Genomic DNA, 15,474 nt, shown 5'->3' with positions numbered 1-15,474 from the left:
CCGTTAGGTCCCGTTCAGGGACTGTCATTTTCTGTATATGGGTTATCCACACCCAATTTGCCAAGTATCTCGACCTCTATGGCCTCCATCAGAGTGGCATCTGGGTCACGAATGTGATCATAACCCAATAGATGTAAGACCCCGTGAACGACCAAATGAGACACGTGATCCTCCATTGGCTTACCTGCATCTGCCGCTTCGAGAGCGCAGGTGTCATATGAAATTGCGATATCCCCGAGAGAGATCTCACCAGTAAAATCAGGCTCAGGTTTATCGGGTTTCTCACCCGCTAGCTCCGGCGCGAGATCTTCAGCTGGCCAGCTGAGTACGTTGGTTGCCTTGGGTTTATCACGAAATTCGCCATTCAACTCTGTGATACGCGCATCGTTACATCCCAGAAGGGAGAGTTCGCAGGTGTCTGGATTGATCCCGAGATGCGTTAAAGTGGTGGCAATGACCTCGGCAGCCAGAGCGTTAAAGCCATCCTGCTGCCAGCGATCGTCTTCTATACTGATTTCAAGGATCATGGTCTACTTGCATAAGTTGGGGGCCAGCCCCCAAACCCCCGGGATATTTCTGGCTAGATGAACAGGGGAAGGGCTCAGGCTTTGTCATCTGCCTCATAGGCTTCGATGATGGCGGCGACAAGTGGGTGGCGCACGACATCCCGTGAGGTGAAATAATTGAAACTGACTTTTGGGATCACTTTCAACAGGCGCTCGGCATCCTGCAGGCCCGAGGGCACGTTTCGTGGCAGGTCGATCTGGGTGCGGTCGCCAGTGATCACCATGCGTGATCCTTCACCAAGCCGGGTGAGGAACATCTTCATCTGCATGGTGGTGGCGTTTTGTGCCTCATCCAAAACGACATAAGCATTTGAAAGGGTTCGCCCGCGCATAAATGCCAGTGGCGCGATTTCGATCCGCTTTTCTTCCAGCAGTTTGGCCAATTGCTTACCGGGTAGAAAATCGTTCAGCGCATCGTAGAGCGGCTGCATGTATGGGTCGACTTTGTCTTTCATGTCGCCCGGCAAATAGCCCAGCTTTTCGCCCGCCTCGACTGCCGGCCGCGACAGAATGATTTTGTCCACATGCCCTGTAATGAACATGGAGACACCCACAGCAACGGCCAGATAGGTTTTGCCAGTACCGGCAGGGCCGATGCCAAAGGCCAGTTCATGAGCGAACAGAGATTGGACATAAGCCTTTTGTGCGTCGGTGCGGGGCTCAACCAGTTTTTTGCGGGTCTTGATCTCGACGTTTCCGCCTTTGAACATTTCCAGCTGATCACCGGGAGATTTTTCCTGACTGGGCGCCATCCGCAATTCGCGATCTACATCGCCATGTTCAACCACCCGGCCGCCTTCCAACCGCTGATATAACGCCTGTAAAATCTCTGCCGCCCGCTCGTTGGCGTCCGCAGGCCCAATGAGTCGCAACTGATTGCCACGACGAACAATCTGTATTTCTAGCTTTTTCTCAATATCAGCCAAATTGCGATCATATTCACCGCACAGGTCTATCAGCAGGCGATTGTCGGGAAATTCCAGCAGTACATCCAGATCTGAGGGTTGATCTTCTGTTGGGTTCAGGATGCCAAGGGCCAAACTGATCTCCTGTTTTGGGCGTTACCTTTATACTGTGACTCTGCGTGAGCCGGGGTGCAAGCGCCAGCGCAGTATTTTTACACAATTGAGACAAAAACGGCCGCCCATAGGGGCGGCCGCTTAAAGATCAATGCCAAATAAGACTACAGCGAGTCGGGGAAAGAGGATCCGCTTTTATATGGGCCAGTGGCGGTATTACGTGGCAACTCACTGTTACAGACGGGTTTGCCATCAGGCGTGCGGCGCAGATCGGCGTAGCCTTCAAGGCCATCGTCGATCAACCAGTGCTCACAGCCTTGGGGATCAACCCAGATCCCAGCCTGCATCCGAGACAGATCGCCAGAACTGGCATCACCAAAATGCTGGTCAACAGTTTTATTGCCTGTTTCGGAACAAGCGGACAACATAGCTACAGCAGCGACAAGCGCAGCGGCTTTGAATATTTGCATGAGTTATCTCCCTCAGCGCAGGCAATAAATTTCAACACGGCGGTTCTTCGCCATGTTAGCGGCACTGGTGTTCGGCACGGCAGGATCACGTTCACCATAGGCACGGACGTCAGCGATACGCGCTCCGACTGAGCTACCAACCCGCGCAACTGCATTTGCACGCCGTTCAGACAGACGGATGTTATACTCGTCGGATGCCCGGCTATCGGTATGACCGACAACGACGAAGGTACGCGCATTGGCCGTCTTGAAGAACTCTTGCAGACGTTGCTTGCCGGCAGCATTAATTGAATGCCGGTCAGTCGCAAAGAACTGATCAGTGGGCATAACGCCGCAAATGTTACCACGGCGGCACACAGGTTTGCCATCTGGCGTCACATGGGGCGACATGAAGCCTTCGGCACCGTCATCCATCACCCAGTGCTCACAACCATCCGGGTCAACCCAGATTGTTGGCACATAGCGTTCCCCTACAACAGTTCGTGTTTGTTGCGCCTGCACCGGCGCGGTCAGCAGCCCCAGAGTGGTCGCGACAGCGGCCAGCGTGGCAAGTGCACCCTTCGCTTTGAAATTCAACACAACGAGATATCCTTCACCTAAGTTCCCCCACAACGCCGCAAAGCCCCACAACGCGACGCGCACAATAAATATATTCTACCCAACTTTTAGACATTTAACCTGCGTATTCATATGCTTTACAAATTAAATTATGCCAGATCACTGAACACTCAAGCGTTTTTAGCCGGATTGTGTTCAATTTAACCCCCTAAATCGGCATTACCGCTTAAAGGAGGGGCGCCATCAATTGATATCTCATAGGCGAGTCTCTCAACGGATAAGCTCACCGGCCAGCGAATTGGTCGAAGAGGCCATGATGCGCACCCGTGCCAGATCACCCACTTCTCTGTTGCAGTCAGACACATGAACAGAATGCAGGTAGTCTGATTTACCAACCATCTGCCCCGGCAAACGGCCAGGCTTCTCGAGCAAGACACCAACTTCGCGTCCAACCATGCTTTCCTGGATCTCACGCTGCTGTCGGCTCAACAAGGCTTGCAAGCGCTGCAGCCGTTCGGAAGCTTCTGCATCATCGACCTGAGGCCTTTCAGCAGCGGGCGTCCCCGGCCGGGTAGAGTATTTAAAGGAGTATGCGGTGCCGTAATTAACTTCTTCGATCAAATCCAGCGTCGCCTGGAAATCCGCCTCGGTCTCTTCGGGGAAGCCAACGATGAAATCGCCAGACAACAAGATATCCGGCCGCGCGGCTCGGATTTTCTCTACCACACGCAGATAGCTCTCGGCTGTATGGCTGCGGTTCATCCGCTTGAGGATCTTGTCAGATCCTGACTGCACTGGCAGGTGCAAATAGGGCATCAGTTTGGTACATGTGCCATGCGCCTCGATCAGGTCGTCCATCATGTCGTTGGGGTGTGAGGTGGTAAAGCGGATCCGCTCCAACCCGTCGACCTTATCCAACTGCCAGATCAACTGCGCCAGCGTCAGGTCTCCGTTTTCACCGGCGCCGTGATAGGCGTTGACGTTTTGACCCAGCAGGGTGATCTCGCGCACGCCCCGCTCAACCAGATCACGCGCCTCTGTCAAAATACGATCTGCCGGGCGCGAAACTTCGGCACCACGGGTATACGGCACCACGCAGAAAGCACAGAACTTGTCACATCCTTCCTGAACGGTCAGAAAAGCGGTCGGGCCACGCTTGGCCTTTGGGCGGCTTTTTAGCTTTTCGAATTTGTCTTCTTCCGGAAAATCTGTGTCGAGCGCCTTTTCTCCCTGCCGGATCTTAGTCTCCATTTCCGGCAGTCGGTGATAGCTTTGCGGACCAACCACCAGATCCACCATCGGCTGACGGCGCATGATCTCCTGGCCTTCGGCCTGTGCCACACAGCCAGCAACACCAATTTTCAGATCGGGCTTGGCCGCCTTCAATCCCTTGAAACGGCCCAATTCTGAGTAAATTTTTTCAGCCGCTTTTTCGCGAATGTGGCAGGTATTCAGCAGGATCATATCCGCATCATCGGCAGTTTTGGCTTCCACATACCCCTTCTCGCCCAGCGCTTCGGCCATGCGCTCGCTGTCATAGACATTCATCTGGCAGCCATAAGTCTTGATAAACAGCTTCTTCGGGGCGCTCATTAGGTCAGCCTTTCAGCACGGGAGGGAAGTAGCCGCCTGCCATAAGGGCAAAAGCGACCGCTTGCAATGCCGACGCAATTAACCGATTTTGACACAAAACGCCAGTACGGCAGGGACAAGCAGGCATGATGTACACTTCGCTGGATGATTTTATTGACCAAAGCAAAGACCTGCTGGTCAAAGGGCCGGTGGCTCTGATCTTCGTAGAGGATGAAGTCGAAATAGCCACCACCCTGCGCCACCATCTACAAACGGGCTTCAATACTGTGCTGGCGCTGATGCCGGATGCTTTCGATCTGCCCAAAGACATCATGTCCAAGGTGCATCGGGTGCCTTATGATGCAACACGGCCGCAAGCCGTGTTCAACGCGGTCAACAAAGTCATCTCCGCCGCAGAGCCCGGGTGCTGGTTCTACTACTGTTACAACGCCGAATACCTGTTCTACCCGTTCTGCGAGACACGCAGCATCGCCGAAATGCTCAGTTTTCACACCGAAGAACGTCGTGACGCAATGTTGACCTATGTGATTGACCTCTACGCTGGGGACCTACAGGCCACGCCCAGCGCAGTCTCACTGGAACAGGCCTATCTGGACAAGTCCGGCTATTACGCCCAGGCAAGGCCAGAGCCGGAAACGGGTCACCCCCGTGATCGACAGCTTGATTTTTTTGGGGGCGTGCGCTGGCGGTACGAAGAACACATCCCCCAGAGCAGCCGCAAGATCGACCGAATTTCACTTTTTCGCGCCAAAACGAACCTGAAGCTTTTGCCTGATCACCGCTTTGATGATCAGGAGTACAACACCTACGCCTGCCCCTGGCATCACAACCTGACTGCTGCAGTCTGCTCCTTCAGAACGGCCAAAGCACTAAAGCGAAACCCAGGGTCTTCGTTTGATATCGACAGTTTCCGCTGGCACAACTCCACCCCGTTTGAATGGCACTCACGCCAATTGTTGGATTTGGGATTGATGGAACCGGGACAGTGGTTCTAAAACACCACTACTTCTCTGATCCGGTCTTCATCTAGCCCTAAATATCCCGGGGGAGCCGCCCAAAGGGTGGCGGGGGCAGCGCCCCCAGTTTTGTTCAACGCTGCAGTAACATCGGAAACCAATCCTGGCGCAGCCGTTGACCTGGTACCATCTCATGCCCCGGATAAGGCGGCGATGTGGGGCCCGGGCGCTCGACATAGCGCGCATCATCCCCCACCAACCGCAGGGAAAATGCGCGACGACGGGATGTGCTTGTATTGCCACGCGCCCCGTGCAGAGTTTTAAAATTAAACGCGACCGCATCACCGGGCTGCATTGGGTATTCAAGCACCGTCATGTCCTCGGCATCAGGATCCGGGACAGGCATGTACTGCCCATCATCGGCAAAGAAATCCTGCTCTGACACCCAACGCGTTGGCAACACCTCTTTTTCCCACCTATGTGACCCGGCAACACAGCGCAGCGCCGCATTGGTCACCTCGTCGAGCGGCGACCAGAAACTGATGGTCTGTTGTCCTTCGACGAAATAATACGGCCCATCCTGATGCCAGGGCGTCGCCATAGAGGTCCCCGGCTCTTTGACCAACACATGATCATGGAACATCTGTACGGACTTGGATCCCATCAGATCAGCAGCGACCTCAGCCACCGGTGAGGTTTCTATTGCGTCTTTGAACTCACTTATCCGGGTCCAATTGCAATAGTCGTCAAAGAACCTGCCGCTTTCGCCCGCCTTGTCGTTGTTCGACGCATAGGGACCAGGATCTTCCATATTAACCGCCACGCCAGCGCGGAGCTGCTCCACCTGATTGGCAAAAAGCCCACGGATCAACACGACCCCGTCACGTTGATACTGGTCGATGTGGTCCTGAGTGATGAGAGGGTGAACCATAGTGGGCTCCTTTAACTAGCTGGTATGTCCTTGCCTGCAACCTGCCCCGCCAGACATATGCTTTCAAATAATATGTTTTAACTATACCCTTAATCTCATGTTATATCTCACCCTACGCCACTATGAATATGTTGCAGGTGTTGCCCAGCACGGGGGGCTGACTGCAGCAGCTGAGGCCCTACACGTCAGCCAGCCTGCTCTGTCGACTGCGCTGGCTCGAATCGAAGAGCACTTGGGACACGCCCTATTTTTACGCCGTCGCGGTGCCGCCCTGATATTGACCCCACAGGGGCGTGACTTTGCGGCCCGAGCACAAACACTGCTTGAACAGGCAGCATTGCTGGAAAACCCGAGGTTGCCCCCCAAAAGCGCGCAGCCTCTTTGTTTTGGTTGCTTCTCCGACCTAGCGCCCTTTTTACTAGCCCCAACGCTCAGAACCCTGCGTGCAGCCCTTCCCGGGCACCGCATCGATTTTCGGGCTGATCCCTTTGATCCGCTGATCTCGGCATTGGGCAAAAGCGAAATAGATCTGGCTATCAGCTACGACCTTGGCCTGGATGCCAGCTTCAACCGCACTGAACTCTGCCGTCTCACACCACATGCATTGGTGACACCGGACCACCCAGTATCTGCACAAGCCTCTGTCACACTGGCTGAACTGGCCCAGTTTCCGCTGACACTGTCACATGAAGGGCTATCCGTGCAGCATATGTTATCCCTGTTTAAGGCACAGGGTCTGATGCCAAAAATCGCCCACCGCGCAGCGTCGCTAGAATTGCTCAGAAGCCTTGCTGCCAACGGCGAGGGCATTGGGATTAGCTACAGCTTGCCACCCGGGTCACTCAGCTATGACGGCAAACCTCTCAAGGCTACCCCCATCTCCGACCCACAAGCGCGTGAACCCATCGTTCTGATCAGCCACGGTCAAATGCCAAAAGGCAGCCCACTGGGCGTCGCTTTGTCTGCTTTGTCCAAAGAATTGCCAAAATACCTGGCGTCCCGGTAGCTTCGCGTCAAACCCTGCGCAAGCGGATCACCACATCAACCGAGGCAATCTCAACCCCGTCTGGGGCCTTGGGCAAACGCTGTATCACCAGCTGATCTGCCGGAGCATCCGATAGCCGCCCTTCGTCTTCCCAGTAGAAATGGGGGTGATCATGGGTGTTGGTGTCAAAATAGCTCTTAGAGCCATCAACGGTAATTTCCTGCAACACCCCAGCCTCACAAAACGCGCGCAGCGTATTGTAGACTGTTGCAAGGGAGACCGCCGCGCCCTCGGTCTGTGCTGAGTCGAACAGGCTTTCAGCGGTGACATGGCGGTGATTGCCATCGCCGACCAGTAGCTCTGCCAACGCAACCCGTTGCCGAGTCGGCCTTAGGTTGGCTGTTTCCAGCCAGTTGGTTGCGATATTCACGCTATTTGGCGTCATCAGCAGATCCTGCATCGTGTTGCTGCCTGCATATATAGGGGAAAGTCACCCCCAATTTCAAATGAAATTCATTCGCAACTACGCTGAACCACTTGTGTCACGCACTCGACCTGCACTTGCAGGACCCTTTCACAGGGTGCTACATGGACTTAACACCATTTGATATATCAGGCAGGAGATGCGCCAGTATGGCCGATTACCCCAGCAGCTTTGACAAAGACGACTTGCTGAAATGTGCCCGTGGCGAGCTATTCGGCCCCGGCAATGCGCAGCTCCCTGCCCCGCCGATGCTGATGATGGACCGTATCACCGAAGTCAGCGGAGACGGCGGTGCCCACGGTAAGGGCCACATTGTGGCCGAGTTCGACATCAATCCCGAGCTGTGGTTCTTTGAATGCCACTTCCCCGGCAACCCGATCATGCCCGGCTGTCTGGGCCTTGATGGTCTGTGGCAGTTGACCGGCTTCAACCTCGGCTGGCGCGGCTGGCAGGGTCGCGGCTATGCGCTGGGTGTAGGCGAGGTCAAACTGACCGGTATGGTCCGCCCCGAGCGCAAGATGCTGACTTACAAAATCGACTTCACCAAGGCGATCCAAACCCGCCGCCTGACCATGGGCGTTGCTGATGGCATCGTCGAAGCCGACGGCGAAGTGATCTACGACGTCAAAGGCATGAAGGTCGCGCTCAGCGAGAGCTAAATCGGTCATTTAAACGAAGAGCTAGAAAGAGGCCCGCGGGCCTCTTTCTTTGTAATTTTGGCCTTGTGCGAACTTCTGCTGTGAACCTTCAATTTGGGGAACATCGTCTCATTGGTGGTGCAAAACCACCTTGCGCCGCCGTCTTCCAAACTCATCTAAAATTTTAACGCGCTTTCCTGGATTGCCTAGGTATTCTCGCGACGTTGTTTTTCCAAACTTGTCTAAAATAGTTACGGTAAAACTGATGCCGGTGTGATCGGCGATGTAACGAACAATAAATTCCTTAAAATCCTGAACATCTGCTTCGTGTTTAGCGCAAAACTCGGGAAACCCTTCTTTAAACATAGGGATTATTTTCGCCAGATCGCTTTCAGAATCGGCTCCTTCAACAGTGCCACGCAAGAAATCTACCACTAGCGAACGGTCTTCTGATGCAGAAGCTTCTTCGAAAATAGGAACAAAACAGTAGCCAAAAATGAAGCTCGCCCCACCCGCAATTGAGTCAGCAAAGTTATGCGCAATTCCGTGGAGTTTCCCATGTCTCATTGGAGCAGCATAGTGCATTCACAATTGCGGGGTCTACTTCTTTTCTGTGAGACTTTCGACCGCGCTTTATTGAGCCATCGGAATCTCATAAACCCCAACCCACCTTGCACCTCACCTCTGCAATGCCTAGTAAGACACAAGCAAACAAGGGAGTGCACCTCTGCGTCGTGTCGTCACCACCAGACTGGGATTTTCTCCTATACCGGAGCTTAAGCCGGAAATGTCACGTGCGATGTCAAAGGCATGAAAATCGCGCTCAGCAAGAGCTGATTGCAACCTCATTGTGTAAAGATGGAAAGAGGCCCAAGGGCCTCTTTTTCGTGCAGATTTCTCTTATCTCTAGTTGCTGCCTGAAGACATATCCAGGCACTTAAGCCACCTAGTCCATGCGCTCCATGTCATTCAATATAAAGCTGCTATCAAGAAGGCTAGGCTCGGGACCGTAGAAGCGCGCCAGTAAGAAGAAACGGCGTTTGGGGTCAGTTGGCAGCCAGTTACTCTCTTTATCCGCCGGAGCGTCTGGACCGAAGTAGATATCGACCGATCCGTCATCGTTCTTGACCACATCCGGCATCGTAGAATCAATGGTACTGGGATTTATGTCGCGCAAGTAGGACGCGGTGACCAAATCGTAGGTCGTGATTGACCAAAAATCTCGAACCGGAACATTGGCGGGTACGTTCAATTTGTAGTTCCGGCTACCGTCGAGCCACTCCCCGTCAGGAGTTTCCGCCAGATCAAGATAATAAGTGGCGGTTCCATAGTTCTTCACACTGGTGATGATCGCATAATAGAGAGCACCCCGCGCCACGTAATCGTAATACGAAGGGTACTCATAGCTCCACTCCGTCTCGCGCGACCCATCGGGTACAAGCGCCGACCATTTTCTACCCTCAAAAACAAATGGGTTCAGCACACGGTGATATTGATCGATCATGTATTCCAAAGCATCGGGGCCCGCAGCATCGTATATGGCCTGCATAGTGGAATCCGGCTCAAATGGCCCATTACGTTTGACACCTATACGCGCCAGCGCACCCATCATCGCCAGGTCACGGTCAAACACCACCTCTTCACCGATCATTTCATGAATATGTCCGTAGATCTCACCATCCATCTTGGGCGTCATCTCTAACGGCAAACCGTATACATCGACGTAATCCGTTGCAATCTCACCATCTGCCTCGGAAAGCGCGTAGACCCTGATTTGCTTGGTCAACGCTGTAGCTTTGGCCAGGTTCTCCTCAGTTGCACCTCCAGCAAGGATTGGGCGCAGCACCGCAAAGCCGAAGTTGGTGTCTTGTTCGTAAACCAATGCGTTAGGAACAAGAGGGCCGTCGTAATTCGCTGGCACCATCATGTATTTTGCACCAAGCCCCCGGTCGCGCCCCTTGGACCCAACATCGTCAAGTGGGCGCTGCCACGCGTCCATAATCGTTCCAAATATGCCAATACCGTCCGCAGAGGGCGGCATTTCAAAAACCACCGGTCCGTCTTTGATGTTCCAGTAAGCATGGATATAGGGCGTTGTATTGTTCGGCGTCGCTGTCTGGAAGCGCCAGTCCTGAACCTGCGAGTTGTACCCGACAACGTTTGGACCGACCCCGGCTTCGGCAAGTGCGTCACGATAGAACTTGAAGTTCATCAGTGGCATGGCCCATACGGCCGCATCAACCGCTCGGTAGTAGTTCATGCGGTCTGCAAAGCTGGCAGTCGATGCGTCAAACTCCTCAGCCTGACCTGTCGAAGCTACGATCACCCCAAAGGCCAACGCCTTGAAAGATTTCAGTTTATTGAACCATCCCATGACAAAACACCTTTCCCAAACAAACTAACCACATACAATTTCTCAATGATGATAGCCAAGAACTTGGAACTTTCATAGAGAAGCCGCATTAGCGCCTTAGTAGACATTCGTTCCTTCTTTCCGCGACTTCCCTGGTGTCCCCTTCAAAAACCAAATCCCCTTTGCACCTTCCCCAATGCCTAGCAAGACATAAGCAAACAGGGGAGTGCACCTTTGCGACTTATCGTCATCACCGCACCGGGATTGTCTCTTATACCGGAGGTTAAGCCCGAAATGTCACCTGCGAGACCTAAAGCGATCCAACGTCGTTGAATGGGAAGAGCCCTTAGCGTCTCTTTTCTATTAAATTTCGTCTTCTCAAGCGACACCTACAAGCCCAACACGGACCCATTTCAAACTTGCAGAAAGCAATTTCTAGGCTCCTCTGCTTGTGATGAGCCGTATTTTTAGTTGCGTTCTGCTTCCATCCCAACTTTCCTGACTAAGACCGCAAGCAGGAGAAGCCAGACATGACGAACCGAAAGCTCTACCTCGGGCCTCTAACCGACAACAGACGTTGGGATAAGGTCGACATCCGCGCCGATGATGTATTCGTCGTGATCCCCTCCGAAATGTGGAACCACTTGGATGCAAACCATCGTGTCTCTGCTTTTTTCCGGTGATCCTGAGGTCGAAACAGAGTTGTCTGTCAAAATGCCATGAGTCGACATCCGTATCCGCGAGATGCCAGAAGTTGCTGAGCGGCTCGAAGCCATGCAGCATCGACGCAGCATGAAAAGTCATACACCGATGGACGGGCTGCCGTTCGACGATCGGGCGCAGTACATCTGCGTGTTTCGCCACCCTCTTGACGCGCATTTCTCGTATCGCAAACACGTACACAACATTCCGATGACATGGTTCGATACATGGTTTCCCGAGGATGATGCGGATGGCATCACAATCCGCCATTTTCTGGACGGCGGCGCAGAGGGCTTCGATGGAGATGCGATGCCGCTCGCAAACATCCTTCAGCATTACAAGACCGCCTCGGCCCTTGCTGAGCGGCCCAACGTGTCACTTTTTCACTACGCGGATATGACTAGGGATTTGGCAGGTACGTTCACCAGAGTGTCAGATTTGCTGGGCATTTCCCACACCGAAACAGACATGGAGCAACTTATTCAGGCCGCAACGTTCAACAACATGAAGGGCAAAGCCGAACGTTTTGCTCCATCCGGCGGCAAGGGTTTTTTCAAGTCAGATGCTGAGTTTTTCCACAGCGGCACCAGTGGCAAATGGCATGGCAAACTGACGAATGATGAATTGGCGGCCTACGACGCAATAATGGATGAATACTTGTCTCCTGAGGACCGCAAATGGTTGGAGTATGGCTCGGAGGGCGCCGCCTAGGGGGAACGCCCCAACTGGCCGCGCAAGTCTGGTTTGTCCCCGCTGCATCTTGTCACCAATAGCTGGGCCAGGCCACTTGTACTGAACAGGTTCGAAGGGCAAATCTAAATTTGCGCATTGTTGCCACTCTGTTTTGTCTATGCTGCAATCAAAGTGAAGGTCAAACGACCCTATCAGCCGACATTTGCCCCAACTTTCAAACAACACATAAAGCCAACGCCACTGCAACCTATCTTGCACCTCACCTCTGCAGTGCATAGTAAGACATAAGCAAACAAGGGAGTGCACGTATGCGTCGTGTCGTCGTCACCGGACTGGGAATTGTCTCCTCTATCGGGAATAACGCCGCCGAGGTTCTGGCCTCGCTCAAGGCAGGTAAATCTGGCATCGAAGCCAGCCCTTCAATGACCGAACACGGCTTTCGCAGCCAGGTGGCCGGTACGCTGAAAATCGACACCAAGGAACTGGTGGACAAACGCACCCTGCGGTTCATGGGCGACGGCGCGGCCTATGCCCATATCGCCATGAGCCAGGCGATTGCCGATGCAGGCCTGAGTGACGACCAAGTGGTCAACACCCGTACGGGTCTGGTGGCCGGGTCTGGTGGCCCGTCAACCAGCGCCATGCTGACAGCCCACCAGGTTGTTGCCAAAACTGGCGCCACCAAACGCATTGGGCCTTTTGCGGTGCCAAAATGCATGAGCTCAACCATCTCGGCCAACTTGGCAACCGCGTTCAAGATCAAGGGTATCAACTATTCGATCACCTCGGCCTGTTCGACCTCGCTGCACTGCATCGGCAACGCGGCCGAGCAGATCATGATGGGCAAGCAGGACGTGATGTTTGCCGGTGGCGGTGAAGAGCTGGACTGGACCCTGTCCTGCCTGTTCGACGCCATGGGTGCGATGTCGTCCAAGAAAAACGACGACCCGGCAGCGGCCAGCCGCGCCTTTGACGCCAACCGCGATGGCTTTGTCATCTCGGGCGGTGGCGGCATCGTGGTTCTGGAAGATCTGGAGCACGCCGTTGCGCGCGGTGCGAAAATCTATGCCGAGGTCACCGGCTTTGCCGCAACATCCGACGGCCACGACATGGTCGCCCCCTCCGGTGAAGGCGGTGAACGCGCCATGCGTCTGGCCCTGCAAAGCCTGCCAGAAGGTCGTTCAGTGTCCTATATCAACGCCCACGGCACCTCGACCCCAGTTGGCGATGTCGGCGAAGTCGAAGCGGTGCGCCGTGTCTTTGGCGAAGGCTCCACACCGCCGATCTCGTCTACCAAGTCGATGACCGGCCACGCACAGGGCGCTGCTGGCGCATTGGAAGCCATCTTCTGCCTGTTGATGCTGGACAATGATTTTATTACGCCATCAATCAACGTCGACGAGCTGGATCCGGCGATCAACGAAGGTGAGATCGCAACGGCCTATGTAGAAAACGCCGGTCTGGACAGCGTCATGACCAACAGTTTTGGTTTTGGCGGTACCAACGGATCGATGATCCTGAGCAAGTACAAAGGGTAATCGGATATGTCTGGACCACTACAGGGCAAGCGCGGCCTGATCATGGGCGTTGCCAACGAGCGTTCTATCGCCTGGGGCATCGCCAAAGCTATGGCCGAGGCCGGTGCCGAACTGGCCTTCACCTATCAGGGTGAAGCCTTTGGCAAACGCCTGCAGCCACTGGCTGAAAGCGTCGGCAGCGACTTCATGGTCGACGTCGATGTCACCGATGATGCCTCGCTGGATACTGCGTTTGAGCAACTTGGCAGCCGCTGGCTCACCATCGACTTTGTCGTCCACGCGATTGCATATTCTGACAAGAATGAGCTGACAGGTCGTTTCCTCAACACTAGCCGCGCCAACTTCAAGAACTCGCTGGATATCTCAGCCTATTCCTTCATCGAAGTTGCCCGTCGGGCGCATCCGCTGATGGTTGATAATGGCGGCACGTTGCTGACCCTGACGTATCAGGGCTCAAACCGGGTCTGCCCCAGCTACAACGTGATGGGGGTGGCCAAGGCGGCGCTGGAATCCGCCACCCGTTATCTGGCCAACGATCTCGGTCCCGAAGGTATCCGCGTCAATGCAATCTCCCCCGGCCCGATGAAAACTCTGGCTGGCGCCGCGATTGGTGGTGCGCGCAAAACCTACAAGCACACCGATCAAAACGCACCAATGCGGTCAAACGCAACGCTTGAAGCTGTGGGCGGCACCGCTGTCTATCTGGCTTCTGATGCCGGTGCTTGTACCACAGGCGAGATCATCCGTGTTGACGGTGGATTCCATGTGCTGGGTATGCCGCAGCCCGATCACCTGTAAACTACCGACCTCAGACATTACATCAGGGCACCCTATGGGTGCCCTTTTCATTTGATTAGCCCGCCATCGCAATCTGCATTTCAGCTGCCAAATCCGCAACCAAATCCGCGGCTGGCATGCTGCGCGCGCGCGGCGCCCCCATCCCAGCCCACTGCGCGCCAAACCCTGTTGAACCCGCCGCCTTTGCGGCCGCATTCAGCGCCTTACCTGCGTCATAGGCAATCGGATAGTCTGGCACTTGGACATCGCCATTTTGTGCCGCCCAAACTGTGAAATCATTTGCCAGACAGCGCGCGGCACGCCCAGAGATCTGCGCCAGCATCATGGTGTCCTTAGCCGCATCCGAATGTAGGGCAGTACGATAGCCCGCATCGGCCAGGCTCTCAGGGCAACCAATAAACGCCGTGCCCAACTGCGCCGACGACGCCCCGACTGATAACGCCGTCGCGATATCAGCCCCATCCATCAACCCACCAGCCGCGATCACTGGGATATCCAAAGCCGCAACCAGCGTCTGCGTCAACTCCAATGCGGGCAGTCGGTCATCCGCGCCTTCGGGATCAAACACACCACGATGACCACCCGCCTCCCAGCCTTGCGCCACCACACCATCTATGCCCGCAGCCTGAACCTGCAGACCCTCAGCCAAGGAGGTGGCACTGGCCAACAGAAACACACCTGCGTTGTGCAGTGCCGAAATGACAGCAGCAGGTGGCAATCCAAAGTGAAAGCTCACCACTGCTGGGCGTTCTTGCACCAACATATCCTGCATATCAGTGTCTGCGCTGAAACTTTTATAGATTTCATGCAGTTCAACTGGCGGAGCAGCAGAAAACCGTTCAAACAGAGGTGCCAATTTTGCCAACCACGCGCCCTCGACTTCTGCATCAGCCTGGGCCGGCGGATGACAGAACACATTGACGTGGAAAGGTTTATCTGTGGCCGCGCGGATTTCGTGGATCATTGCACGGGCTTGATCGACACTGGCGACGCCAATGCCTACGGCGCCCAATCCACCAGCATTGCTGACTGCGGCAGCCATCGCCGGAGTGCTCACCCCAGCCATCGGGGCCTGAAAGATCGGCCAGCGCAGGCCGATCTTCTTGGTCAATTCGTTTTGCACCAAACCCATTCCACGTCTCCCTGCCTGTTAACGGCAAACAAAACCCGGATTAAACGAGTGCGCAACC

The 15,474-nt window shown here is 54.6% G+C and carries 17 protein-coding genes; 7 read left to right on the top strand and 10 right to left on the bottom strand.

What is annotated here, in order from left to right; all coding sequences use genetic code 11:
• Positions 1-14: 14 nt before the first annotated feature.
• From ybeY to miaB, 5 genes are all read right to left on the bottom strand, one after another.
• On the bottom strand, positions 15-527 hold the full coding sequence (ybeY, locus tag FEE96_RS03205; RefSeq protein ID WP_138161541.1) for an rRNA maturation RNase YbeY: 513 nt from the start codon (positions 525-527) through the stop codon (positions 15-17).
• A gap of 74 nt (positions 528-601) precedes the next feature.
• Entirely contained in the window at positions 602-1,606 is a 1,005-nt protein-coding gene (locus tag FEE96_RS03200) for a PhoH family protein (protein WP_138161540.1), read from the bottom strand.
• 143 nt (positions 1,607-1,749) lie between these two features.
• Positions 1,750-2,055 carry a hypothetical protein gene (locus tag FEE96_RS03195; RefSeq protein ID WP_138161539.1) on the bottom strand — a complete coding sequence of 102 codons (306 nt, stop codon included), beginning with the start codon at positions 2,053-2,055 and terminating at the stop codon, positions 1,750-1,752.
• A gap of 12 nt (positions 2,056-2,067) precedes the next feature.
• The gene (locus FEE96_RS03190; protein WP_171021600.1) at positions 2,068-2,631 is read right to left on the bottom strand and encodes an OmpA family protein; all 564 of its coding nucleotides are present in this window, start codon (positions 2,629-2,631) and stop codon (positions 2,068-2,070) included.
• Between the two features lie 252 nt (positions 2,632-2,883).
• A complete protein-coding gene (gene miaB, locus FEE96_RS03185; RefSeq protein WP_138161538.1) occupies positions 2,884-4,206 on the bottom strand; it encodes a tRNA (N6-isopentenyl adenosine(37)-C2)-methylthiotransferase MiaB in 1,323 nt (440 codons plus the stop codon).
• 125 nt (positions 4,207-4,331) lie between these two features.
• Between miaB and FEE96_RS03180 the strand changes: the two genes are divergently transcribed.
• On the top strand, positions 4,332-5,201 hold the full coding sequence (locus FEE96_RS03180) for a glycosyltransferase family 2 protein (protein WP_138161537.1): 870 nt from the start codon (positions 4,332-4,334) through the stop codon (positions 5,199-5,201).
• Positions 5,202-5,295: 94 nt separating this feature from the next.
• On the opposite strand, the gene FEE96_RS03175 is transcribed toward FEE96_RS03180, so the two are convergent.
• On the bottom strand, positions 5,296-6,093 hold the full coding sequence (locus FEE96_RS03175; RefSeq protein ID WP_138161536.1) for a phytanoyl-CoA dioxygenase family protein: 798 nt from the start codon (positions 6,091-6,093) through the stop codon (positions 5,296-5,298).
• A 97-nt stretch (positions 6,094-6,190) separates the two neighbouring features.
• Here FEE96_RS03175 and FEE96_RS03170 point away from each other — a divergent pair, with 97 nt between their 5' ends.
• Positions 6,191-7,099, top strand: a complete 909-nt coding sequence (locus FEE96_RS03170) for a LysR family transcriptional regulator (protein ID WP_138161535.1) — start codon at positions 6,191-6,193, stop codon at positions 7,097-7,099.
• 7 nt (positions 7,100-7,106) lie between these two features.
• On the opposite strand, the gene irrA is transcribed toward FEE96_RS03170, so the two are convergent.
• Entirely contained in the window at positions 7,107-7,523 is a 417-nt protein-coding gene (gene irrA, locus FEE96_RS03165) for an iron response transcriptional regulator IrrA (protein WP_138161534.1), read from the bottom strand.
• Positions 7,524-7,711: 188 nt separating this feature from the next.
• On the opposite strand from irrA, the gene fabA reads away from it, so the two are divergent.
• Positions 7,712-8,221, top strand: a complete 510-nt coding sequence (gene fabA, locus FEE96_RS03160; protein WP_127749963.1) for a bifunctional 3-hydroxydecanoyl-ACP dehydratase/trans-2-decenoyl-ACP isomerase — start codon at positions 7,712-7,714, stop codon at positions 8,219-8,221.
• A gap of 108 nt (positions 8,222-8,329) precedes the next feature.
• Here fabA and FEE96_RS03155 read toward each other — a convergent pair whose 3' ends face one another.
• Both FEE96_RS03155 and FEE96_RS03150 read right to left on the bottom strand, forming a co-directional pair.
• Complete coding sequence (locus FEE96_RS03155) at positions 8,330-8,785, bottom strand: hypothetical protein (RefSeq protein ID WP_138161533.1); 456 nt, start codon at positions 8,783-8,785, stop codon at positions 8,330-8,332.
• A 361-nt stretch (positions 8,786-9,146) separates the two neighbouring features.
• Entirely contained in the window at positions 9,147-10,574 is a 1,428-nt protein-coding gene (locus FEE96_RS03150; protein WP_138161532.1) for a DUF1214 domain-containing protein, read from the bottom strand.
• Positions 10,575-11,083: 509 nt separating this feature from the next.
• On the opposite strand from FEE96_RS03150, the gene FEE96_RS23405 reads away from it, so the two are divergent.
• From FEE96_RS23405 to FEE96_RS03135, 4 genes are all read left to right on the top strand, one after another.
• Positions 11,084-11,236, top strand: a complete 153-nt coding sequence (locus FEE96_RS23405; protein ID WP_171021591.1) for a hypothetical protein — start codon at positions 11,084-11,086, stop codon at positions 11,234-11,236.
• Between the two features lie 61 nt (positions 11,237-11,297).
• Positions 11,298-11,966 carry a sulfotransferase domain-containing protein gene (locus FEE96_RS03145; RefSeq protein ID WP_138161531.1) on the top strand — a complete coding sequence of 223 codons (669 nt, stop codon included), beginning with the start codon at positions 11,298-11,300 and terminating at the stop codon, positions 11,964-11,966.
• 290 nt (positions 11,967-12,256) lie between these two features.
• Complete coding sequence (gene fabB, locus FEE96_RS03140; RefSeq protein ID WP_138161530.1) at positions 12,257-13,486, top strand: beta-ketoacyl-ACP synthase I; 1,230 nt, start codon at positions 12,257-12,259, stop codon at positions 13,484-13,486.
• Between the two features lie 6 nt (positions 13,487-13,492).
• Positions 13,493-14,284: an enoyl-ACP reductase FabI gene (locus FEE96_RS03135; protein WP_138161529.1), complete on the top strand. Its 792-nt coding sequence runs from the start codon at positions 13,493-13,495 to the stop codon at positions 14,282-14,284.
• 55 nt (positions 14,285-14,339) lie between these two features.
• On the opposite strand, the gene FEE96_RS03130 is transcribed toward FEE96_RS03135, so the two are convergent.
• Positions 14,340-15,416 carry an NAD(P)H-dependent flavin oxidoreductase gene (locus FEE96_RS03130; protein WP_138161528.1) on the bottom strand — a complete coding sequence of 359 codons (1,077 nt, stop codon included), beginning with the start codon at positions 15,414-15,416 and terminating at the stop codon, positions 14,340-14,342.
• Positions 15,417-15,474 lie beyond the last annotated feature (58 nt).

Source organism: Parasedimentitalea maritima (assembly GCF_005771405.1).
GTDB classification, from domain to species: Bacteria; Pseudomonadota; Alphaproteobacteria; order Rhodobacterales; family Rhodobacteraceae; genus Parasedimentitalea; species Parasedimentitalea maritima.
This window is presented reverse-complemented; position numbering and strand designations above follow the sequence as displayed.